General features: G+C 67.8%; 21 protein-coding genes. 7 read left to right on the plus strand and 14 right to left on the minus strand.

The features are described from left to right. Window positions 1-103: 103 nt before the first annotated feature. Window positions 104-808: a YdcF family protein gene (locus FHU13_RS02520; protein WP_183434263.1), complete on the plus strand. Its 705-nt coding sequence runs from the start codon at window positions 104-106 to the stop codon at window positions 806-808. 39 nt (window positions 809-847) lie between these two features. Here the strand turns inward: FHU13_RS02520 and FHU13_RS02525 are convergent, their stop codons facing one another. Beyond that, the gene (locus tag FHU13_RS02525; RefSeq protein ID WP_183434264.1) at window positions 848-1,222 is read right to left on the minus strand and encodes a response regulator; all 375 of its coding nucleotides are present in this window, start codon (window positions 1,220-1,222) and stop codon (window positions 848-850) included. A gap of 268 nt (window positions 1,223-1,490) precedes the next feature. Here FHU13_RS02525 and proB point away from each other — a divergent pair, with 268 nt between their 5' ends. From proB to rsfS, 4 genes are all read left to right on the plus strand, one after another. Then, a complete protein-coding gene (proB, locus tag FHU13_RS02530) occupies window positions 1,491-2,624 on the plus strand; it encodes a glutamate 5-kinase (RefSeq protein WP_183434265.1) in 1,134 nt (377 codons plus the stop codon). A 139-nt stretch (window positions 2,625-2,763) separates the two neighbouring features. Next, window positions 2,764-4,062, plus strand: coding sequence for a glutamate-5-semialdehyde dehydrogenase (locus tag FHU13_RS02535; protein ID WP_183434266.1), 1,299 nt, complete (start codon window positions 2,764-2,766; stop codon window positions 4,060-4,062). Between the two features lie 55 nt (window positions 4,063-4,117). Further along, window positions 4,118-4,678, plus strand: coding sequence for a nicotinate-nucleotide adenylyltransferase (locus tag FHU13_RS02540; RefSeq protein WP_183434304.1), 561 nt, complete (start codon window positions 4,118-4,120; stop codon window positions 4,676-4,678). A 186-nt stretch (window positions 4,679-4,864) separates the two neighbouring features. Beyond that, window positions 4,865-5,167: a ribosome silencing factor gene (rsfS, locus tag FHU13_RS02545; RefSeq protein WP_246714453.1), complete on the plus strand. Its 303-nt coding sequence runs from the start codon at window positions 4,865-4,867 to the stop codon at window positions 5,165-5,167. A 3-nt stretch (window positions 5,168-5,170) separates the two neighbouring features. Here the strand turns inward: rsfS and FHU13_RS02550 are convergent, their stop codons facing one another. From FHU13_RS02550 to FHU13_RS02585, 8 genes are all read right to left on the minus strand, one after another. Then, window positions 5,171-5,866 (minus strand): DUF4166 domain-containing protein, encoded by a 696-nt coding sequence (locus FHU13_RS02550; protein WP_183434267.1) that lies wholly within the window; start codon window positions 5,864-5,866, stop codon window positions 5,171-5,173. A 54-nt stretch (window positions 5,867-5,920) separates the two neighbouring features. Next, entirely contained in the window at window positions 5,921-6,481 is a 561-nt protein-coding gene (locus tag FHU13_RS02555; protein ID WP_183434268.1) for a GbsR/MarR family transcriptional regulator, read from the minus strand. Window positions 6,482-6,807: 326 nt separating this feature from the next. Next, window positions 6,808-6,972, minus strand: coding sequence for a hypothetical protein (locus FHU13_RS02560; protein WP_246714442.1), 165 nt, complete (start codon window positions 6,970-6,972; stop codon window positions 6,808-6,810). 9 nt (window positions 6,973-6,981) lie between these two features. Beyond that, window positions 6,982-7,989, minus strand: coding sequence for an inorganic phosphate transporter (locus FHU13_RS02565; RefSeq protein WP_183434269.1), 1,008 nt, complete (start codon window positions 7,987-7,989; stop codon window positions 6,982-6,984). A gap of 5 nt (window positions 7,990-7,994) precedes the next feature. Further along, window positions 7,995-8,651: a DUF47 domain-containing protein gene (locus tag FHU13_RS02570; RefSeq protein WP_183434270.1), complete on the minus strand. Its 657-nt coding sequence runs from the start codon at window positions 8,649-8,651 to the stop codon at window positions 7,995-7,997. 248 nt (window positions 8,652-8,899) lie between these two features. Beyond that, complete coding sequence (locus FHU13_RS02575; RefSeq protein ID WP_183434271.1) at window positions 8,900-9,940, minus strand: aldose epimerase family protein; 1,041 nt, start codon at window positions 9,938-9,940, stop codon at window positions 8,900-8,902. 83 nt (window positions 9,941-10,023) lie between these two features. After that, window positions 10,024-11,814 (minus strand): ABC transporter ATP-binding protein, encoded by a 1,791-nt coding sequence (locus FHU13_RS02580; protein ID WP_183434272.1) that lies wholly within the window; start codon window positions 11,812-11,814, stop codon window positions 10,024-10,026. An 89-nt stretch (window positions 11,815-11,903) separates the two neighbouring features. Then, window positions 11,904-12,437 carry a Spy/CpxP family protein refolding chaperone gene (locus tag FHU13_RS02585; protein WP_246714443.1) on the minus strand — a complete coding sequence of 178 codons (534 nt, stop codon included), beginning with the start codon at window positions 12,435-12,437 and terminating at the stop codon, window positions 11,904-11,906. A gap of 189 nt (window positions 12,438-12,626) precedes the next feature. On the opposite strand from FHU13_RS02585, the gene FHU13_RS02590 reads away from it, so the two are divergent. Then, window positions 12,627-13,565, plus strand: a complete 939-nt coding sequence (locus FHU13_RS02590; RefSeq protein WP_183434273.1) for a metal ABC transporter substrate-binding protein — start codon at window positions 12,627-12,629, stop codon at window positions 13,563-13,565. A 4-nt stretch (window positions 13,566-13,569) separates the two neighbouring features. Here the strand turns inward: FHU13_RS02590 and moaD are convergent, their stop codons facing one another. The 4 genes from moaD to FHU13_RS02610 all read right to left on the minus strand — a co-directional run bounded on the left by moaD (window position 13,570) and on the right by FHU13_RS02610 (window position 17,412). Beyond that, entirely contained in the window at window positions 13,570-13,821 is a 252-nt protein-coding gene (gene moaD / locus FHU13_RS02595; protein ID WP_183434274.1) for a molybdopterin converting factor subunit 1, read from the minus strand. Window positions 13,822-13,875: 54 nt separating this feature from the next. Then, window positions 13,876-14,475 carry a CDP-diacylglycerol--glycerol-3-phosphate 3-phosphatidyltransferase gene (gene pgsA / locus FHU13_RS02600; RefSeq protein ID WP_183434275.1) on the minus strand — a complete coding sequence of 200 codons (600 nt, stop codon included), beginning with the start codon at window positions 14,473-14,475 and terminating at the stop codon, window positions 13,876-13,878. Between the two features lie 85 nt (window positions 14,476-14,560). Beyond that, complete coding sequence (uvrC, locus tag FHU13_RS02605) at window positions 14,561-16,618, minus strand: excinuclease ABC subunit UvrC (protein WP_183434276.1); 2,058 nt, start codon at window positions 16,616-16,618, stop codon at window positions 14,561-14,563. A 68-nt stretch (window positions 16,619-16,686) separates the two neighbouring features. Further along, complete coding sequence (locus FHU13_RS02610; RefSeq protein ID WP_183434277.1) at window positions 16,687-17,412, minus strand: protein phosphatase CheZ; 726 nt, start codon at window positions 17,410-17,412, stop codon at window positions 16,687-16,689. A 228-nt stretch (window positions 17,413-17,640) separates the two neighbouring features. Between FHU13_RS02610 and FHU13_RS02615 the strand changes: the two genes are divergently transcribed. Further along, a complete protein-coding gene (locus FHU13_RS02615; RefSeq protein ID WP_183434278.1) occupies window positions 17,641-18,357 on the plus strand; it encodes a L,D-transpeptidase in 717 nt (238 codons plus the stop codon). A gap of 79 nt (window positions 18,358-18,436) precedes the next feature. On the opposite strand, the gene FHU13_RS02620 is transcribed toward FHU13_RS02615, so the two are convergent. Next, the gene (locus FHU13_RS02620; RefSeq protein WP_183434279.1) at window positions 18,437-19,183 is read right to left on the minus strand and encodes a DUF2076 domain-containing protein; all 747 of its coding nucleotides are present in this window, start codon (window positions 19,181-19,183) and stop codon (window positions 18,437-18,439) included. Window positions 19,184-19,466: the final 283 nt, after the last annotated feature.

Raw genomic sequence — 19,466 nt, forward strand, 5'->3', positions numbered from 1 at the left:
CCGGCTCCACGCCAGTCCCTCCTGCGATCCCGCGCACGAGGCGCTCGGATGGCCGTGGGCATCGCTGTCGGCCCGTGGAGCGCCACAGATCTCCGCCCCTCGGATGACCGACTCGCGCGCGCGCCCCAGGCGCGGCATCCGCCTCCTTCAGGTCGTCGTCGGCCTCGCCATTTTCGGCCTGCTGACGCTGGCGGGCGGCTTCCTCGCCTTCGTTGCGGTGGTCGAGCAGGCCGAGCGGCCGAACCTGGACGGCGTCGATGGCATCGTCGCCATGACCGGAGGCTCGCAGCGTGTCGGCGACGCCATCGACCTGCTCGCGGCCGGTCACGGCAGGCGGCTCCTGATCTCCGGCGTCAATGAGCGCACGACCCGCGATGAGATCGTGCGCCTCAACCCGTCCCAGGAGCAGTGGATCACCTGCTGCGTCGATCTCGATTACCGGGCCCGTAACACCATCGGCAACGCCATCGAGACACGTCGCTGGATGCGCCGCCACGGCTTCGACACGGTCGCAGTCGTGACGTCGAGCTACCACATGCCCCGCACCCTCGTGGAACTGCGGCACGCTCTGCAGGAGGGTGAGACGCTGATCCCCTATCCCGTCGTCTCCGACGGTCTCGATCTCGGCCGCTGGTGGACGGATCCGGCGGTCACGCGCCTGCTCGGGGCCGAATATCTCAAGTTTCTCATCGCCTGGGCCCGGACCCGCTTCGAATCGGACCCGGAGCAGTCGCGCTTCGCCGTGTTGATCAGCCGCAGACAGCCGGTGAAGGTCGTCGCGGAGCGACTGCTGCGCGAGACGCACTGAGACCCGTCGCCCCGTCTGCTTCGATGGCCGCACCGGCGCTCAGGCGGCCGGCAGCAGCGCGTCCATCCCTCGCAGGACGGCGTCCACGCTGGCAGGCTTTTCGAGACGGGGCAGCGCCGCGTAGAAGGCCGGCAGGGCAAGCTGGTCGTAGCCGGTCACGAACAGGAACGGCACGGCCCTGACGAGCAACCGGTCGGCGACGGCGAAGGCGCGCTCATCCCTGAGTTTGATGTTGAGGGTCGCACCGTCCACGGCAATCTGCGAGCCCAGGACATTCAGTGCGGCCTCGACACTCGCGACTGGATCCAAGACGACCGCTCCGGCGCCTTGTAGGCCGCGACGCAGTTCCTCGGCCCAAAAGTAATCGTCCTCGACGATCAGAAGGCGGCGGCCCAAGAGCGCACTGACCGGCAACGAGGCATTCCTTGCGATCGAACAGCGCCGGGTTGCACGCGGGCTTCGCGTCGATGCCAACCGCCGGTATCATCGTTCGAGCAACGACGATTAACATGAGATAGTTTGCAGTGTGCATCACGCCTTCGCGACAGAAGCACGCATGAGTTGTACTAAACGAAGTTCGCATTGGCCTCATGTGCAGCAAGGATCTGGCCAAGACCGAACGGTTCATGCACAGGAACCGGCTCAGCTCTTGTAATCGCCGCGCGCCCGTAACGACTGTCGCATGACCGTGATCCGTCCTCCCGCACTCGAAGATTTCCGCCGCGTCGTCGTGAAGGTGGGCTCGGCTCTCCTCGTGGATCGTGCCCGAGGGCGCCTGCGCCACGCGTGGCTCGCCGCGCTGGCCGAAGACATCGCCGACCTTCACGGCCGCGGCGTCGATGTCGTGGTCGTCTCCTCCGGCGCCATCGCCCTCGGACGCACGGTGCTGGGCCTACCGCCCGGAACGCTCCGTCTGGAGGAAAGCCAGGCCTCGGCGGCCGTCGGACAGATCGCGCTGGCTCGGTACTGGACCGAGGCGCTCGGCCACCACGACATCGTCGCGGGCCAGGTGCTGGTGACGCCGAAGGACACGGAGGAGCGCCGCCGCTACCTCAATGCCCGCGCCACCATGCAAAAGCTTCTGGAAGTGCGCGCGGTGCCGGTCGTCAACGAGAACGACACGGTGGCCACCGCCGAGATCCGGTATGGCGACAACGACCGGCTGGCAGCCCGCGTCGCCACGATGATCGGCGCCGATGTGCTGGTGCTGTTCTCCGATATCGACGGCCTCTACACCGCCCCACCCCATAGCGATCCGCAGGCGTGCCACCTGTCGGTGGTCGAGCGGGTGACCCCGGAGATCGAGGCGATGGCGGGCGGCCCTGCCTCCGAACTGTCCCGCGGCGGCATGCGCACCAAGGTCGAGGCGGCCAAGATCGCCGCGAGCGGCGGCACCCACATGGTCATCGCCGACGGGCGGGGGAAGAACCCGCTGCGCGTCGTCCGAGAAGGCGGACGCTGCACGTGGTTCCTGTCGGGCTCGACCCCCACCGCCGCACGCAAGACCTGGATCGCCGGCTCGCTGGAGGCTTCCGGCACCCTCGTGGTCGATGCAGGCGCCGCCCGCGCGCTTCAAGGCGGGGCGAGCCTGCTGCCGGTGGGCGTCACCGCCATCGAGGGCAGCTTCGCCAAGGGCGATACCGTGCTGATCCGCGGCCCCGAGGGTCGTATCCTCGGGCGGGGTCTGGTCGCCTACGACAGCGCCGATGCCGCCGCCATCATCGGTCGCTCCAGCCGCGAGATCGCCGCGGCCTCGGTTCAGGCTGGGCGCACGGAGATGATTCATCGCGACGATCTCGCGATGACCGGAAACTGACGCGCTCCGTTCCGGCGACGCAACTTAACATCGACGCTTGTTCAACCCCAAGGCGATGTGCAAAGGGGCCCGGGAGGGTGCATATGCACTCAAATGCTCAATCGCGCCGGTCGATCGGCGCCAGACAGGAAGCAGGAACGTGCCTGTCCTGAATCTCAAGTCCGATCTCGCGGACGCCGACGACCTCGATACGCTGATGGCCGGCATCGGCCGGCGCGCGCGCGCCGCCGGCCGTGCGATGGCGCTCGCGCCGGCGCAGACCAAGGATCTGGCCCTGCGCGCCATCGCCGAGCAGATCCGCGCCAGTGCTCCGGCGATCCTGCGCGAGAACGCGCGGGACGTCTCCGCCGCGCAGGCTGCGGACCAGACCAAAGCGATCATCGACCGCCTGACCCTGGACGAGGGCCGCGTCGCGGCCATTGCCGAAGCGGTCGAGAAGGTTGCGGGCCTGCCCGATCCGGTCGGCCGCCAACTCGCCGCCTTCGAGCGCCCGAACGGTCTCTTGATCGAGCGCATCTCGGTGCCGCTCGGCGTCGTCGGCGTCATCTTCGAGAGTCGCCCCAACGTGACGGCGGATGCGGGCGCGCTCTGCCTCAAGGCCGGCAACGCCGCGATCCTGCGCGCGGGATCGGATTCGCACCGCACCGCCACAGCCATCGCCGCGGCGATGAGCGAGGGGCTCGCCCGCGCGGGTCTGCCGGCAGACGCGATTCAGCTCGTGCCGACTCGCGACCGCGCCGCGGTCGGCCTGATGTTGACCGGCCTCGGCGGCTGCGTCGACGTGATCGTGCCTCGCGGCGGGCGTAGCCTCGTGGAACGGGTCCAGGCCGAGGCCAAGGTGCCGGTCTTCGCCCATCTCGACGGCATCTGCCACGTCTACGTCGCCGAGGGCGCCGACCTCGGCATGGCCCGCACCGTCGTCCTCAACAGCAAGATGCGGCGCACCGGCATCTGCGGCGCCGCCGAAACGCTGCTCGTCGATTCGGCGGTGGCCAAGACCCACCTCAAGCCGCTGGTCGAGGCGCTGCTCGAATCCGGCTGCGCCGTGCGCGGCGACGCGGCGACCCAAGGCGTTGATCCGCGGGTGACGCCGGCCGACGACGCGGACTGGCGGACCGAGTATCTCGACGCGATCATCTCCGCGAAGGTGGTCGATGGGCTCGACGCGGCCATCGCTCATATCGAGGCCAACGGCTCGCATCATACCGATGCGATCATCACCGACGACACCGAGGCCGCCGCCCGCTTCCTCAACGAGGTCGACTCGGCGATCGTGACCCACAATGCCTCGACCCAGTTCGCCGATGGCGGCGAGTTCGGTTTCGGCGCGGAGATCGGCATCGCTACCGGCCGCATGCACGCCCGCGGGCCGGTCGGCGTCGAGCAACTCACCACCTTCAAGTACCGGGTCCACGGCAGCGGCCAGACGCGGCCGTGACGCGCTGACGGCGGCTCCTCTGCACGAATTCGGACTTCCGCCGGCCGCGCCCGGCCTGCGGATCGGCCTCTATGGCGGTTCGTTCAACCCGGCCCATGCCGGCCACTTGCATGTCAGCCGTACTGCTCTGCGGCGGCTGCGGCTCGACCGGGTCTGGTGGCTCGTCACGCCCGGCAACCCCCTGAAAGACCGCGGCCTGCTTGCCCCGCTGGAGGAGCGGGTGGCGAGGGCGCGTGCGCTCGCGGCCGACCCGCGCATTGCCGTCACCGGCTTCGAGGCGGGGATTGGCAGCCGGTACACGTTTGATACCCTGCGCTGGCTGGTCCAGCGCCGGCCGTCCCTTCACTTCGTGTGGGTCATGGGGGCCGATTCCCTCGGCAGCCTTCACCGCTGGCACCGATTCGAGAAGATCCTGTCGCTGATGCCGGTCGCGGTGATCGACCGGCCGGGCTACACTCTGAAGGCTCCGGCGGCGCGGGCGGCGCGGGCCTTCGCGGCGGCGCGAATCCCGGAGGCGGAGGCGCCCGCGCTCGCCACCCGCCACCCTCCGGCCTGGACCTTCTTGCACGGACCGCGTTCCGAACTGTCCTCGACCGCGCTGCGGACAGGTGCGTAGGGCGTTCCACCGGCTTGAAAAGTGGGCCGAAAGCGGCCAATTTCACCAAGTGGCGGCGTCGCCACAAGCCGATTGCCGGGAAACGAGACCCTGTCCGCACACCTTCAGCCGGGAGCCGCCGGCTCCGACACCGAGACCGCCTCCTCCGATGCCCTGAAGGCCCTGGCCCTTGGATGCCTCGACGAGATGAAGGCCGAGGAAACCGTCGAGATCGACCTCGCGGGCAAGACTTCGCTCGCCGACACGATGATCATCGCGTCCGGCCGTTCCCAGCGCCATGTCGGCTCGATCGCCGACAAGATCATCCAGGAGATGAAGGCGAAGGGGTTCGGCAATGCCCGCGTCGAGGGCCTGCCGGCCTGCGATTGGGTGCTGATCGATGCGGGCGACATCCTCGTCCACATCTTCCGGCCCGAGGTGCGCGGCTTCTACAATCTCGAGAAGATTTGGGGCGCCGACCGTCCGACGGGCGCCCGGCTCGCGGGCTGAGCCTCACGGCAGTGGGGCGACGACCTCGTCGCGCGCCTCGACCTGATCGGCGAACTCCGCTTCCTGGCGCAGCAGGCGGCCCGCCCAAGCGTGGCGGATCTCCAGCACGAAACGGAAGCTGCGGGCTCCGGTCGCGCTGTGGCTGACCGTCAGGATCCCGGGCGTGAGCCAGCGCGGCAGCATCAGCCGGAAGCCCGGCAGGTCGATGAAGTAGCGCTCGCTGCGGAAGACGAGCGCCCGATCCTCCACCAGAACCCGCAGGCTCATGCCGAGCCCGGCGCCGACCCGCTCCTCCAGCCCGGTCGGCCCCTGGAAGCGCTTGGCCGAGTGGATCGCCTGCGGAAAGCCGGAGCCACGGGCGTAGAGCCGCGTCCAGATCTGGCCGTTGCCGGCACCATCCTGGGTGACGGCGACCACGCTCGGCACGTTGGCAATGCGTGAGGTAGGCAGCGGCCCGCCGATGAGGCGAAGGCCCTGGGCCAAAAGCCAACCGAGCGGGGTCAGATCGGTCTCGACCACCCGCCCGACGTAAACCGCGCTCTCCCCTGGGCCGAGTCGCTTTGTGAAGCGCCGCTGCACGGCCGGTGGCAGGCGCGCCCAATCCGCCTCCGGCACCAGCGCGCGAAAGCGCAGATCGAACAACGCGGCTGGCTGGCTTGGCGTGCTAACCGGGGCGGCCATGTCGGCGGCATTGCGCATGGAAGCGCCTCCTCAAACATCCTCCCCGGCGGCGAACCGTCCAGCACCGATGGGTCAGGGCTCGGACTTCACGGGAAGGTAGCGGACGATCCGTCCGCCGAGCCGGATCAGCTTGGCCAGGGTGTTGTGGGGCACGTTCAGCATCTGCGCGTACCAGCCGTCGAGCGTCTGGGTGAAGTCCAGCATCGCCTTGAGTCGCCGCGAGGCCACAGTCCCGACCCGCGGGTCACCCTCGGCTTCGGCCACGCATTCGCGCAGGGCCTTGAGGGCGGGGTCGATCTCGCGCTCCTTGCGGCCGGCGGCGATGCGGGTGACCATCTCCCACAGGTCAGTCTCGGCGACGAAGAAATCGCGCCTCTCGCCCATCACCGGAACCCGCCGGATCAGGTTCCAGGCCGCGAGCTCCTTCAGCGAATTCGAGACGTTGGAACGGGCGATACCGAGCGTACTCGCAATCTCCTCCGCCGCGAGCGGCTTGTCGGAGAGGTAGAGTAGGGCGTGGATCTGCGCGACGGAGCGGTTCACGCCCCACTGCCCGCCGAGATCGCCCCAGTGCAGGATGAAGCGCTCCACCGCGGGCGCGAGCTTTTGCGACTGGTCTGAAATTTCTGTCATGACTGAAATTTCAGACCAAACGAGATGGATGTCAAGCCGTCCGGTGCATGAGACGTCGCCGGTGAGGCTGTGATCAGACCAAACCCTGTCAGCCTTGCTACGCGAAGGGCTGCTTGCGACCCAAAGCGCAACCTGTGAACGCCCGTTTTCAGGCTACTTGGTGTAAAATACTTTAGTGCGCCCCTCAGTCACTCCCCGTTGCCACCTTGACCAGCGGAAGTCGGATGGATTCAGATTTCTTCAATCAACTCGGCCAATTCGAGCTCTTACTCCATTCCAGTCGCGATTGCAGCTTCAAGCTGCTTCTTGCCCTTCATCAGCCAGCCTTAAGGAAGAATCCAATGCCGGGTTTCACGTGACGTCACCAGCAGTACCTCGATCTTACCGTCCTCGCTTTGACGCAGCGGCAGGCTCGCGACCTGCCGCGATACCTTCTGTGAAACCTTCTTTCCGGTTTTTGATTTGGACGGCGCCTTCTTCAGTTTCAGCATCACGGCTCCTCAGGACAGGAGCGTCGTGAGCGCGTAGCAGCCTGCGGCGAGACCTCCCGCTGCTGGCAGAGTCACGACCCAGGCAATCACGATGTTGCCGGCAATACCCCAGCGCACCGCCGAAGCTCGCCGGGCTGCGCCGACTCCGATGATTGCACCCGTGATGGTGTGGGTCGTCGAGACAGGCACCCCAAGCCATGTCGCTAGAAACAGTGTGATGGCGCCGCCAGTCTCGGCGCAAAAACCCTGCATCGGATTTAGCCGAGTGATGCGTGAGCCCATCGTATGCACGATGCGCCAGCCGCCTGACAGCGTGCCAAGAGCCATCGCGGCCTGACAGGACAGCACCACCCAGAGCGGCACGTGGAAATCGCTTCCGAGGTGTCCCTGCGCGTAGAGCAGCACGGCTATGATACCCATGGTCTTCTGGGCATCGTTGCCACCATGCCCAAGCGAGTAGAGCGAGGCTGAGACGAACTGCAGCCACCGGAAGGTGCGATCCACCCCGAACGGCGTCGCCCGCACAAAGACCCAGGAAATGACGAGCACGAGCAAAAGCGCCAGTACGAAGCCGAGTAGCGGTGACAGCACGATGGCTGCCACCGTCTTGCCGAGGCCGGACCAGACCACGACGCTAGGACCCGCCTTGGTGATGCCAGCCCCGACGAGGCCACCGATCAGGGCGTGCGAGCTGCTCGACGGGATACCGAACACCCAGGTGGCGATGTTCCAGAAAATGGCTCCGACAAGTGCGCTAAGGATCACCTGCGGATCGACGATCCCGGCATCGACGATGCCGGTGCCGAGCGTCTGTGCCACGTGCAGGCCGAAGAAGAGGAACGCGATAAAGTTGAAAAAGGCAGCCCAGAGCACAGCGTATTGCGGTCGCAGAACTCGGGTCGATACGATGGTGGCGATGGAGTTGGCCGCATCGTGCAGTCCGTTGAGGAAGTCGAAGAGCAGCGCGACCGCGATCAAGGCGACGAGGTAAGGCAGGGCGAGAGGGGCGGCTTCCATGCCCGTCACACGTTCTCGATCACGATGCCGCTGATCTCGTTGGCAACGTCCTCGAAGCGGTCAACGACGTCCTCCAGATGGCCATAGATTTCAGCGCCAATGATGTAGGCCATGGCGTCATCGTCCCCACCGTCCCGGCGGTGCGTTCGGTACAGTGCCTTAAGTCCCTGCTCCTGCATCTCGTCGGAGCGGCCTTCGACGCGAGTGATCGCCTCCGTGATCTGGTTGATGCGCCCTGCATGGGTGCCTACAGCGTTGAGCAGCGGCACCACCTCTGCCGTGAGCCGAGCAGCCTCGACCACTGTGCCGCCCATCTCTCGCATCAGTGGCTCGAACTGACGCAGCTCGTAGAGCTGGATCGCTTTAACAGTTTTGTTCATCTGATCGATGGCATCGTCCATCGACTGGATCAAATCTTTGATGTCGCCGCGGTCGAATGGAGTAATAAAGCTGCGGCGCACGGCGAGGAGGACCTCAGCTGTGATGGCATCCGCGTCGCGCTCGCGATCAATAATGACCTGACAGTACCGTGCTACGTCCGGTCCGCCCTTTAGCACTTCCTGCAAGGCTTCTGCGGCTTCAACCAAGGTCGCTGAATGGCGCGCGAAGAGGTCGAAGAAGCGGTCCTCTCTCGGCATCAACGCCCGAAACCAACCCAACATTTTTCACCTTCGTCGCTCGGCGTCGGGCCGCTATCTAGAAGCCGGCTAATTTTAAGCGAGCCGCGAGGTTGAAAATGGCTGGCGATAAGGGTCGCGAGAGCCTCTTTTCGTAGCGACCGAGTGGGGCCGCAGGCGGAATGTCCGCTTCGGGGCGAAAGGCTGAGGTCCGGTTCCCACTCTCAGCAGCCCTTCGCACGGTCGAGCCGATTGGGTTTGGAACCTTGGGCGTGAAGCCTTTCATGGTCCGTTCAGTTCACCGAAAAGCGGTAGATGGTGCTCGACGTGAACGTCTCGCCCGGCCTCAGGACCGTGCTCGGGAAGTTCGGGTGGTTCGGCGCATCGGGAAAACCTTGCGTCTCGAAGCAGACGCCGTCCCCCGAGCGGTAGGTGCAGCCCGAGGGGCCGACCAGGGAACCGTCGAGATTGTTGCCGCTGTAGAGCTGGAGCGCCGGCTGCGTCGTGGCGACGTCGAGGCGCCGCCCGCTCGCCTCGCAAAGGCACGAGGCCGCCGGGCGCAGCGTGCCAGCGGGTCCGCGCAGAACGAAGGTGTGATCGTAGCCGCCGGCCAGAACGATCTGCTCGTGCCCCTCCCGGATGCGCGCGCCGAGCGCCACCGGCTCGCGGAAATCGAAGGGCGTGCCTGCGACCGGCGCGAGCACGCCGGTCGGGATCTGAGTCGCGTCCGTCGGTGCGTAGGCGTCCGCGAACACCTGGACGATGTGGCCCATCACATCGCCCGTGCCCTCGCCGGCGAGATTGAAGTAGCTATGATTGGTGAGGTTCAGGACCGTTGGCCGGTCGGTCACGGCCCTGTAATCGACGCGGAGTGTGCCAGGTTCGGGCAGGCTGTAGACGACCACCACATCGAGCGCGCCCGGAAAGCCTTCCTCGCCGTCAGGGCTGCGCCGCCTCAGTGTGACGCGCGTCGCGTCCACATCCACTGCCTGCCACAGGCGCTTGGCGAACCCCTCGGGACCGCCATGCATGGTGTTGGGCGGCTCGTTGATCGGCAGCGCGTAGGTGGTTCCGTCGAGCGTAAAACGCCCCTTCGCGATGCGGTTGGCGAAGCGCCCGGCAATCGCCCCGAAATGCGGGCTCACGGTCTCGTAGCCCTCCACCGCGTCGAGGGCGAGGACGACATTGGCGCGGCGGCCCTCCCGGTCCGGCACCTCGATGGCCGTGACGACCGCCCCGTAATCGATCACCTGAATTCGCAGATCGTCACGGGCGAGGGTGTACCGCGTGACCGTCTCACCCGCACGCGTCATCCCGAACGTCTCGGCCATCATCGGTCCCCCTCTCGTGCCTAGCGAATACGCGCGAGGGACGGGGAAAGTGGCACGACGGTCGGGTGTTCGCCCCAGCGAACGCGTCAGGCGGAGGCGGTTTCTGGTTTCGGGGCTCCCGAATCATCCGACAATTGCAGACGGTGCAGCCGCGCATAGGTGCCGCCCGCGGCGACCAACTCGTCGTGGCGGCCGAGTTCTATTACCCGGCCCGCCTCCAGCACGGCGATGCGGCCCGCCTCACGGACGGTGGAGAGGCGGTGGGCGATGACCAGCGTCGTGCGCCCGCGCATCAGCCGTTCCAGCGCCTCCTGCACGAGGTGTTCGGACTCGGAGTCGAGGGCGGAGGTCGCTTCGTCGAGGAGCAGGATCGGGGCGTTCTTGAGGAAGGCACGGGCGAGCGAGATGCGCTGCCGCTCGCCGCCCGAGAGCCGCCCGCCGCCCGCTCCGACCCGGAAGGCGTAGCCCTCGCTCAGTCGCGTGATGAAGCCGTGCGCTGCCGCAGCCCGGGCTGCCGCCTCGATCTCCTCCTGCGACGCGCCGGGGCGGCCGAAGCCGATATTGGTGGCGATGGTGTCGTCGAACAGCACGACCTCCTGCGACACCACCGCAACCGCCGCCCGCAGCGAGGCGATCGTCACGTCGCGGATGTCGGCGCCGTCGATGAGGACGCGGCCCGAAGTGACGTCCTGAAGGCGCGGCACGAGGTTGAGCAGGGAGGATTTGCCCGACCCCGAGCGCCCGACGAGGGCCGTGGTCGAGCCCGCGGGCACCACGAGGTCGATCCCCTCCAGCGCGGGCGCGTCGGCGCGGTAGCGGAAATGCACGCCCTCGAAGCGGATCTCACCGCGCGTCACCGTCAGCGGCGGGGCGGACGGCGCCTCGCGGATCGTCGGCGGCTCGTCCATCAGAGCAAAGTAACGGCTGAGCGCAGCGGCAGCTTCCTGCAGGATGGCGTTGAGGGTGCCGAGCGCGCGGGCCGGCTGCGCGGCGAGCAGAAGGGCGGCCACGTAGCCGGTGAAGTCGCCGACGGTGCGGTCTCCCGACATCACCCGCTGGCCAACCAGAACCAGCACGCCGGCCACCGCGAGGCCGCCGCCGATCTCCATCAGCGGGTCGAGGCGACCGCGGGCATTGGCTGCCTTCATCTTGAGGCGGCGCACCTCGTCGAGCGCCTGCGCCGCGCGGCCCTTCAGGTAGCCTTCCATCGCATAGGTCTTGGCGACGCGGGCCCCCTGGAGGCTCTCGGTGATGAGGCTCGCGGTGGCGCCCATCTGCTCCTGGGTCGTGGTCGAGACCTGTCGCAGGCGCTTGCCGATGCGGTTGACCGGACCGGCCACGAGCGGCGCCGTCACCGCGGCGGCGAGCGTCAGCAGCGGGTCCATCCAGATCAGCGCGATCACCAGGGCGGCCAGCATGGCGACGTCGCGCAGCAGCACCGTCGAGATCCGGGTCAGCGCCTCCTTGATGAAGGCGAAGTCGGTGGTGAAGCGCTGGGTGAAGGCGGCGGGGCTCTCGCGGCCGAGCTGGGCGAGGTCGGCATCGATCAGATGGGCGTAGAGCGCCGCCTGCATGTCGGCCTCGACGCGGGTAACGACCCGGTTGGTCAGCACCGTCTGGCCGAACAGGGCGAAGCCTCGCGCCGAGGTGACGGCGATGACGATGAGCGGGCCGTAGGCGAGGGCGCTCATGTCCTTGCGGTCGAAGGCGTCGAAGGCGGCCTTGATCAGGGCGGGATAGAGCCCGGTCGCCGCGCCGACGACGGTGATGAGTACGAGCACCACCGCCAGCGTCGCCCGGTGCGGCGAGAGCCATTCCCGCCAGAGCCGCCCGAGCAGGGGAAGGGTGTCGCCCCTCAGGAGCGGCCGGCGCGCCATGCTGTACCATGTCTGTGCTGACCCCGGCGGGAACGCCGGGGCCCGCGGTGTTTGCCGCCGCACGGCGCAGGGATCAAGCGGAGCCGTCTTCAGTCGCGCTCGTCTCCGTGCCGTGGCCCGTGCCGGTGCATCCCGCCGAACGGGCGCATCGGCCGGGCGAGGACCATGGCGCGGCGCTTCTGGCCCTCGTCCAGGGTCGCGAAGAGCGGCGTGCTGGCATCGGCGAGCTTGCGCAGGGCCTCGCCGCGGACGGTTGCCGCGTCGGCCATGGCGCGGAGCGCGCCGGGCGCATCGTCGACCATCCGGCCGCGATCACGCCGCGCCTCGCGCTGGGCGTCCCGCTGCTTGGAGAGATCGCGTAGCGCCGCCTCGACCGGTGGCCACAGCTTCTCCTGCTCGGGGTTCAGCTTCAGGCCGGCATGCAGACCGGCGATACGGGCATCGGTGAAGGCGGCGCGGTCCTCCGCCGAGAGCGCCGACCAGCGCCCATATCGGTGGCCGTGAGGACCATCCGCAAACGGCCCGCCGCGCTCCCCAGCATGGACCGCCGCGGTCCCGAGGCCGGCCGCGCCGAGCACCGCCAGCCCCACCATCGCAAGGCCCGTCACGCGTATCCTGGTCATGGGACATCTCCGTCAGTCAGGGGCACTCCGCCCCAGTCCTGCGACGATGCGTCCGCTTCGTCTCTCGCGTGTGTCCGGTCGTCTCCGGTCTGTGTCTGCAACATGAAAGCTTGTCCATGTTGGGCCAGCCGCCCTTGGCGATGTGATAATGTTACATTATCAAGCCATCCGAAGTGGAGGAGTTTCGGTATGGGATGGCTTGTGGGGCGCAGGATCGCGGCCGCAATTCTGGTGCTCGTGGGTCTCGCCCCGTCGCTCGCCCCGTCGCTCGCAACGGCGCAGGAGCCGCGGCTGAAGGCGGTGGCGACCTTCTCGATCCTGGCCGATCTCGTGTCGCAGGTCGGTGGTGACCGGGTCGCGGTGACAAGCCTCGTCGGGCCGGATGCGGACGCCCACGGCTATTCCCCGGCACCGGGCGACGCCCGCCGGGTAGCGGAGGCCAACCTCGTGGTCGTCAACGGCCTCGGCTTCGAGGGCTGGCTGGAGCGCCTCATCAAGGCGTCCGGCACCAAGGCGCCGGTCGTCGTCGCCTCCAAGGGCGTGAAGACGATCGCCGGCAGCCACGATCACGACGACCACGGCCACGATCACGGCGAGGGCGACCATGCCGACCCCCATGCCTGGCAGAACGTGGCGAACACGAAGCTCTACGTCGCCAACATCCGCGATGGCTTGAGCGCCGCCGATCCGGAGCATGCCGGCCTCTACGCCGCCAACGCCGCCGCCTACATGCAGAAGCTCGACGCGCTGGACGCGGAGATCCGCGCGGCCCTCGCGACCATTCCGGAGGAGCGGCGGCGCATCATCACCACCCACGACTCGTTCGGCTATTTCAGCGCCGCCTACGGCATGCGCTTCCTGGCGCCGCAGGGTATCTCGACGGACAGCGAGGCCGGACCGAAGGATGTCGCCCGCATCATCCGCCAGATCCGCCGGGACAAGGTGCCGGCGGTGTTCGTGGAATCGATCGCCGACCCACGGCTGATGCAGCAGATCGCCCGCGAGAGCGGCGCCAAGGTCGGCGGCCGGATCTACTCCGACGCGCTGAGCGCGCCGGGCGGGCCGGCACCGGGCTATCTGGAGATGATGCGCTCGAACCTCGCCGCGTTCCGCGAGGCGCTGAGCTGAGAACCTACCCGCCGGTCATCGGCGGGAAGAACGCGATCTCCTGCGCCCCCGCGATGGCGCTGCCGGGCTTGGCGTGGACCCGGTCGATCGCCGCACGCACCACGCCCTCGTTCTCGAAGGCGTAGGCGTATTCCTCGCCGCGCGTCCTCAGCCAGCCGATCAGGTCGGCGACGGTAGCGACGCCGTCCGGCGGGCTCACCGTCTCCTCGGGCTTGCCGACGCGCTCGCGGACCCAGGCGAAATAGACGAGCTTCATCGCGTGCATCCCCGGCGGCGCCTCGAAGTGCCGCCTCAAAGAATCCCAAAAAAATCAGCGCGGATCGTCGATCACGTGCCGGATCCCGGCCCTCATGTAGTCATAGCCGGTGTAGAGCGTGAGGGCGGCGGCGAGCCAGAGCAGGACGATACCAGCCGTGAGGCTGCCTGGGATGAGGGTCTCGCCGGCCGGGCCAGCGACGAGGAAGCCGAGGGCGATGAGCTGCACCGTCGTCTTCCACTTGGCGATGCGGCTGACCGGCAAGCCGACCTTCAGTTCCGCCAGATATTCGCGCAGGCCGGAGACCAGCACCTCGCGGCACAGGATGACGATCGCCGCCCAGAGCGACATACCGGCGATGGTGCGGTCGGCGGCCAGCATCAGCAGGCAGGCGGCCACCAGCAGCTTGTCGGCAATCGGGTCGAGCATCCGCCCGAGCGCCGAACTCTGCGCCCAGGCCCGCGCCACGTAGCCGTCGAGATAGTCGGTGATGGCGGCGGCGACGAACACGCCGAAGGCCGTCCAGCGCGCGGCGATCTCGTCCGGCCAAAACAGCAGCACCACGACGACCGGGACCGCGACGAGGCGGCCGTAGGTGAGGCAGTTCGCGAGCGTCCAGGCCTGCGACCGGCGTCGGGGGAGGACGGCGTTCATCGCCGGGGTGAAATCACGGGCCGCGTGGGGCGTCAACCGCGTCGTCGATGCGTCGGGCGCTGGCTCTGTCGGCACGGGGCACGGCTCAAGCGTTGGCGTGGAAGAAGTCGTAGACCGCCCGGGCGGTGGCGGCGTTGACGCCCGGCGCCTTGGCGAGATCCTCCAAGGCGGCCCGCTGGATGGCCTTCACGGTGCCGAAATGGTGCAGCAGCGCGCGCTTGCGAGTGGGGCCGATGCCGGCGATCTCGTCGAGCGGGTTCTTGGTCATCTCGCGCTTGCGCCGGGCTCGGTGCGTGCCGATGGCGAAACGGTGCGCCTCGTCGCGCAGGCGCTGCACGAAATAGAGCACGGGATCGCGCGGCGGCAGCTTGAACGGGCTGCGGCCGGGCACGAAGAAGGTTTCTCGGCCGGCGTCGCGGTCTCGGCCTTTGGCGATGCCGACCAGCGGCACGTCGATCACACCGATCTCGGCGAGCGAAGCGCGGGCGGCCTCGAGTTGCCCGGCGCCGCCGTCGATCAGCACGAGGTCGGGCCAGGCCGGGAAGGCGTCGGGATCATCGACCACCGCCTCGGTCGCGGCCGGCACGGCCTGCCCCTCGGCCGCGGCCTGCGGCTCGCCGACCGCCGCCTCCCGCGGCGTCCGCGGCGCTTCCTTGGCCAACCGCTTGAAGCGGCGGGTCAGCACCTCGCGCATCATCCCGAAATCGTCGCCCGGCGTCAGTTCCTCCGACTTGATGTTGAAGGTGCGGTAATGCGTCTTCATGAAGCCGGTCGGGCCGGCGACGATCATGCCGCCGACCGCCGCCGTGCCCGAGATGTGCGAGTTGTCGTAGACCTCGACCCGTCGCGGCGGCTTGTCGAGGCCGAAGGCCTGACCGAGCGCGATCAGCAGTTTGCCCTGCGAGGCGGTGTCGGCAAGCCGGCGCCCCAGCGCCTCCTTGGCGTTACGCTGCGCGTAATCGACGAGGTTCTTGCGCTCGCCCCGCTGCGGCTGGTGAACCTCGACCCGGTGCTCGACCCGGCTCGAGAGTGCGGCGGCCATCAGCTCGGCATCCTCGATCGTGTGGCTGACGAGGACGAGCTTGGGGGCAGGCTTGTCGTCGTAGAACTGCGAGATGAACGAGGCGAGCACCTCATCGGCGCTCATGGAGCGATCGGCCTTGGGGAAGTAGGCGCGGTTGCCCCAGTTCTGGAAGTTGCGGAAGAAGAACACCTCGATGCAGAACTGGCCCGCCTGCTCGTCGAGGGCGAAGACGTCGGCTTCCTCGACCCCCTGCGTGTTCACCCCCTGCGTCCCCTGAATCGCCGAGAGCGCAGCGATGCGGTCGCGAAAGCGGGCGGCGCGCTCAAATTCAAGGGCCTCGGAGGCGCGCTCCATTTCCTCGCGCATCCGGTCCTTCACCGCGTTCGACTTGCCGGACAGGAAGGCGCGGGCGCTGTCGGCGAGCCCAGCATAGTCTTCCAGGGGGATCTCGCCGGTGCAGGGGCCAGAGCAGCGCTTGATCTGGAAGAGCAGGCACGGCCGAGTGCGGTTCTCGTAATAGCTGTCGGAGCAGGTGCGCAGCAGGAAGGCGCGCTGGAGCGCGTTCACCGTGCGGTTGACCGCCCAGACATTGGCGAAGGGGCCGTAATAGTTGCCCTTGCGGCGACGCGCGCCGCGGTGCTTGACGACCTGCGGCGCCGGCCCGTCGCTGGTCAGCAGGATGTAGGGGAACGATTTGTCGTCGCGCATCAGCACGTTGAAGCGCGGCTTCAACTGCTTGATGAGGTTGGCCTCCAGAAGCAGTGCTTCCGTCTCGGTCGCGGTGGTTACAAACTCCATCGCCGCCGTTTGCGCGATCATGCGCGCGATGCGGTTGGAATGCGCCTGACCGCGGGCGTAGGAGCCGACGCGGTTCTTCAGGTTCTTGGCCTTGCCGACGTAGAGGACGTCGCCCTTGTGGTCGAACATCCGGTAGACGCCCGGCGAGGTCGGCAGGGTCGTCCAGAAGCGTCGGATGATCTCGGTGCCGGCCTTGACGGCACCCTGCTCGAAATCGAAGTCGATTTCGGGCGCCTCTTCGAGGGAGGGCGCATCGTTCTCGTCCTCGTCGAACCCGTCGGGCGGGACGTCGTCGAAGGCGGATCGGGTCGCGCGGCTCATGGACCCGATGTAGGCCGCGGCGATTCCGGTTGGAAGGGCCGTTGGACAAGCCGCGTCGATGGGGGCCGTCAATCGAACAGGGCGTCGATGTCCGATTGGTCGACGTGGCCGGGATCGTCCTGCAGCTTCGGCCCGTTGAGGAGGGAGCTCTCGTCGTTCTCGTCAACCGCGGCCGTCTCGACGGCGAGCAGGTCGCGGAAGCCGTCGAGCCCGCTCCAGGCCTCGATGACACGGTCGAGATGCTCCTCGACGAACTTCAGCACGTTGACGATCTTGCTGATGCGCTGACCGGTCAGATCCTGGAAGTTGCAGGCCTCATAGGCCGCGATCACGCTGTCGAGGATGCCGTCGACATTCTCCTGCGCAGCCTTGGGCAGACGAAGGCCGCGCATCATGTTGGCGTTGGTCTCGATCTTCTCGATGCTGCCGAGGATCGTCGAGGTGGCCTGCTCGGTCGATTCGACGACGGCGTCGAGCTCGCCCGCAACGCGCCGCATGCCCTTGCCTGTGGTCTCGGAGCGGTGGAGGCTTGCGATCTCGCCCTTCGTGCGCGTGATCGCTTCCTTCATCACCTCGAGTTCGTGGCGCATGGCGAAGGCCTCACCGAGCTCGCGGCGGCAGGCTTCGATGGTCTCGCCGGCGCTCGCCTGGGTGATGCGGCGCAGGTCGTTGATCGCCGTTAGGATCTCGTCGAGCCGCGGATTCGGGGCCGCCTCCGTTGCAGCCGCAGAGAGGCCGGCCGCCGGTACGGACAAGCCCAGGCTTTCCTCGATGCGGTAGCGCTTGGTGATCATCGGTCGGACGGGCCTTCGGGAACGGGTCTCATCCGTCACAATCCCGTGCACTGGTTTCGAATTGCTGAAAGTTTTCGAGCGATCGCTGCCGTTTACCGCCCGTTGACGACGACTCGCGGTTTGCGGGGGCCCGGACGGCAATGCGGCTGATTCACCACGTTCGTTCATCGCCCGCAGGGCAAAAGCCGGAAAACTTTCCGCATCGCGTGTGCAGGGCGGGAGTTTAGGATGCGAGCGAAGTGGAGCGTGGCGCTGACGGCGCTCGCCGTATGCGGGGCATGCGGGCCGGCAATGGCTCAGACAGGACCGGGCCGCTACGGCGGCGGCTTCATCGAGTTCCTCATGACCGGAGATGCACAAGGCCCGGCTCGTCGCACCGCCGTCGACGGCTACGGCGCTCTCGGCGAGCCGCGCCCGGCCGCCCCCGCCCAGCCACACGCACGGTTCGCGGCGCTGCCGACCGAGCCGGCGCCCGAGGTGAGCACCGTCGCACGAGCGGTCGATCCCCGCTACGCCCGCCAAGTCGTCGCCTATGACGGGCCAGGCCGCGCCGGCCAGATCGTGATCGATACGAACGCCAAGTATCTCTACCTCGTCCAATCCGGTGGGCAGGCGATCCGTTACGGGATCGGCGTCGGGCGGCCGGGCTTCGTCTGGACCGGTGCGAAGTCGATCTCGGCCAAGCGCGAATGGCCCGATTGGACGCCGCCTGCCGAGATGCTGCGCCGCCGCCCGGATTTGCCACGGCACATGGCCGGTGGCCCGGAAAACCCGCTCGGTGCGCGAGCGATGTATCTCGGCACCTCGCTCTACCGCATCCACGGCACCAATGAGCCGCACACGATCGGACAGAACGTGTCCTCAGGCTGCATCCGCATGATGAACGAGGACGTGATCGACCTCTACGAGCGGACGCCGGTTGGAACCCGCGTCGAGGTGATCTGACACCGGCTTCCAAACAGGAAAGCCCGGTGCCGGGGGACCGGCACCGGGCTTTTTCGATTCTCAACGGGTGCGAGTGGGATCAGGCCCAGTCGTCATCCCCGCCGTCGCCGAGGTCGCCGCCGAAATCGTCACCGCCGCCGCCACCGAACGAAGCGTCCTGGAAGCCGCCGTCACTGCCGCCGAGCGCTGAGCCGAGATCCTGATCGCTGCCACCGCCGAAGATGCCACCGCCTCCCGTCTCGCCCCCGGTCAGGCCCGCCGCCGAGGCGCTTCCGAGCGAGGAATGGCCGCCCGCGAAGGCATTGGAGAGGGCGCTGCCGAGCAACATGCCGCCCGCCGCACCCGCCGCCATCGGAAGTGCGGTGGCGAGGAAGCCGCCGCCACGGGCCGGCTGCTGAGGCTGTCCACCCCAGGGTCCGCCCTGCTGGGGACCACCATAACCCGGCTGACCGTAGCCTGGCTGCGGCCCGCCCAGCGGCCCACCATAGCCACCCTGCTGACCATAGCCGCCCTGTTGCCCCCAGGCCTGACCGGCCGGACGCTGCGGCTCCGAGCGCTGACCGCCGCCGAAGATGCTCGACAGGAAGCCGCCGCCACCGGAGGGCTGGGACTGCTCCTGAGCACGGGCCTGCTCAAGCTGCTGGTTGAGGCTCTTGATCGCCTCCTCCTGCACGTAAATCAGCTGAGCCATCGCGTAGGGAGCGTAGGGTTGGTTGCGCAGCTTCTCGGCGATGAAACGTTCGGCATCGGCGTCCCGGGGCTGTCCGGACGCCTGCTCGAGGCGCTGGAAGATGCCGTTGATGATGTCGCGTTCTTCGCTGTTCATGGAGACGTCCTCCTGAAGGCGCCGACGGCCTCGTCACCGCACGGCGGCTAGGAGATGGGGACCGGTCGAGCTTTTGTCAGGGGGGCCGAGCGTCGATTGTCCGAATAGGGCCCGGGCGGACAAGCACACGCGGCCGTCACGCAAAAAGAAAAAGCCCGGCACGAGGCCGGGCTTTTCCGAGGAAGTTTGGCGATCCGGTGAGGGATCGCCGAGGCTCCAGATCTTAGTACGAGCCGAACTTGTAGTTCAGGCCGGCGCGGACGACGGCGAACTCGGTCTCGCG

The organism is Methylobacterium sp. R2-1, assembly GCF_014191355.1.
Taxonomy (GTDB): domain Bacteria; phylum Pseudomonadota; class Alphaproteobacteria; order Rhizobiales; family Beijerinckiaceae; genus Methylobacterium.

Excerpts from the sequence above, each read along its gene's own strand:
- FHU13_RS02520 (WP_183434263.1), top strand. The coding sequence starts at position 104 with ATGACCGACTCGCGCGCGCGCCCCAGGCGCGGCATCCGCCTCCTTCAG.
- proB (WP_183434265.1), top strand. The coding sequence starts at position 1,491 with ATGACCGTGATCCGTCCTCCCGCACTCGAAGATTTCCGCCGCGTCGTC.
- rsfS (WP_246714453.1), top strand. The coding sequence starts at position 4,865 with ATGAAGGCCGAGGAAACCGTCGAGATCGACCTCGCGGGCAAGACTTCG.
- FHU13_RS02550 (WP_183434267.1), bottom strand. The coding sequence starts at position 5,866 with ATGCGCAATGCCGCCGACATGGCCGCCCCGGTTAGCACGCCAAGCCAG.
- FHU13_RS02555 (WP_183434268.1), bottom strand. The coding sequence starts at position 6,481 with ATGACAGAAATTTCAGACCAGTCGCAAAAGCTCGCGCCCGCGGTGGAG.
- FHU13_RS02560 (WP_246714442.1), bottom strand. The coding sequence starts at position 6,972 with ATGCTGAAACTGAAGAAGGCGCCGTCCAAATCAAAAACCGGAAAGAAG.
- FHU13_RS02565 (WP_183434269.1), bottom strand. The coding sequence starts at position 7,989 with ATGGAAGCCGCCCCTCTCGCCCTGCCTTACCTCGTCGCCTTGATCGCG.
- FHU13_RS02570 (WP_183434270.1), bottom strand. The coding sequence starts at position 8,651 with ATGTTGGGTTGGTTTCGGGCGTTGATGCCGAGAGAGGACCGCTTCTTC.
- FHU13_RS02575 (WP_183434271.1), bottom strand. The coding sequence starts at position 9,940 with ATGATGGCCGAGACGTTCGGGATGACGCGTGCGGGTGAGACGGTCACG.
- FHU13_RS02580 (WP_183434272.1), bottom strand. The coding sequence starts at position 11,814 with ATGGCGCGCCGGCCGCTCCTGAGGGGCGACACCCTTCCCCTGCTCGGG.
- FHU13_RS02585 (WP_246714443.1), bottom strand. The coding sequence starts at position 12,437 with ATGACCAGGATACGCGTGACGGGCCTTGCGATGGTGGGGCTGGCGGTG.
- FHU13_RS02590 (WP_183434273.1), top strand. The coding sequence starts at position 12,627 with ATGGGATGGCTTGTGGGGCGCAGGATCGCGGCCGCAATTCTGGTGCTC.
- moaD (WP_183434274.1), bottom strand. The coding sequence starts at position 13,821 with ATGAAGCTCGTCTATTTCGCCTGGGTCCGCGAGCGCGTCGGCAAGCCC.
- pgsA (WP_183434275.1), bottom strand. The coding sequence starts at position 14,475 with ATGAACGCCGTCCTCCCCCGACGCCGGTCGCAGGCCTGGACGCTCGCG.
- uvrC (WP_183434276.1), bottom strand. The coding sequence starts at position 16,618 with ATGAGCCGCGCGACCCGATCCGCCTTCGACGACGTCCCGCCCGACGGG.
- FHU13_RS02610 (WP_183434277.1), bottom strand. The coding sequence starts at position 17,412 with ATGATCACCAAGCGCTACCGCATCGAGGAAAGCCTGGGCTTGTCCGTA.
- FHU13_RS02615 (WP_183434278.1), top strand. The coding sequence starts at position 17,641 with ATGCGAGCGAAGTGGAGCGTGGCGCTGACGGCGCTCGCCGTATGCGGG.
- FHU13_RS02620 (WP_183434279.1), bottom strand. The coding sequence starts at position 19,183 with ATGAACAGCGAAGAACGCGACATCATCAACGGCATCTTCCAGCGCCTC.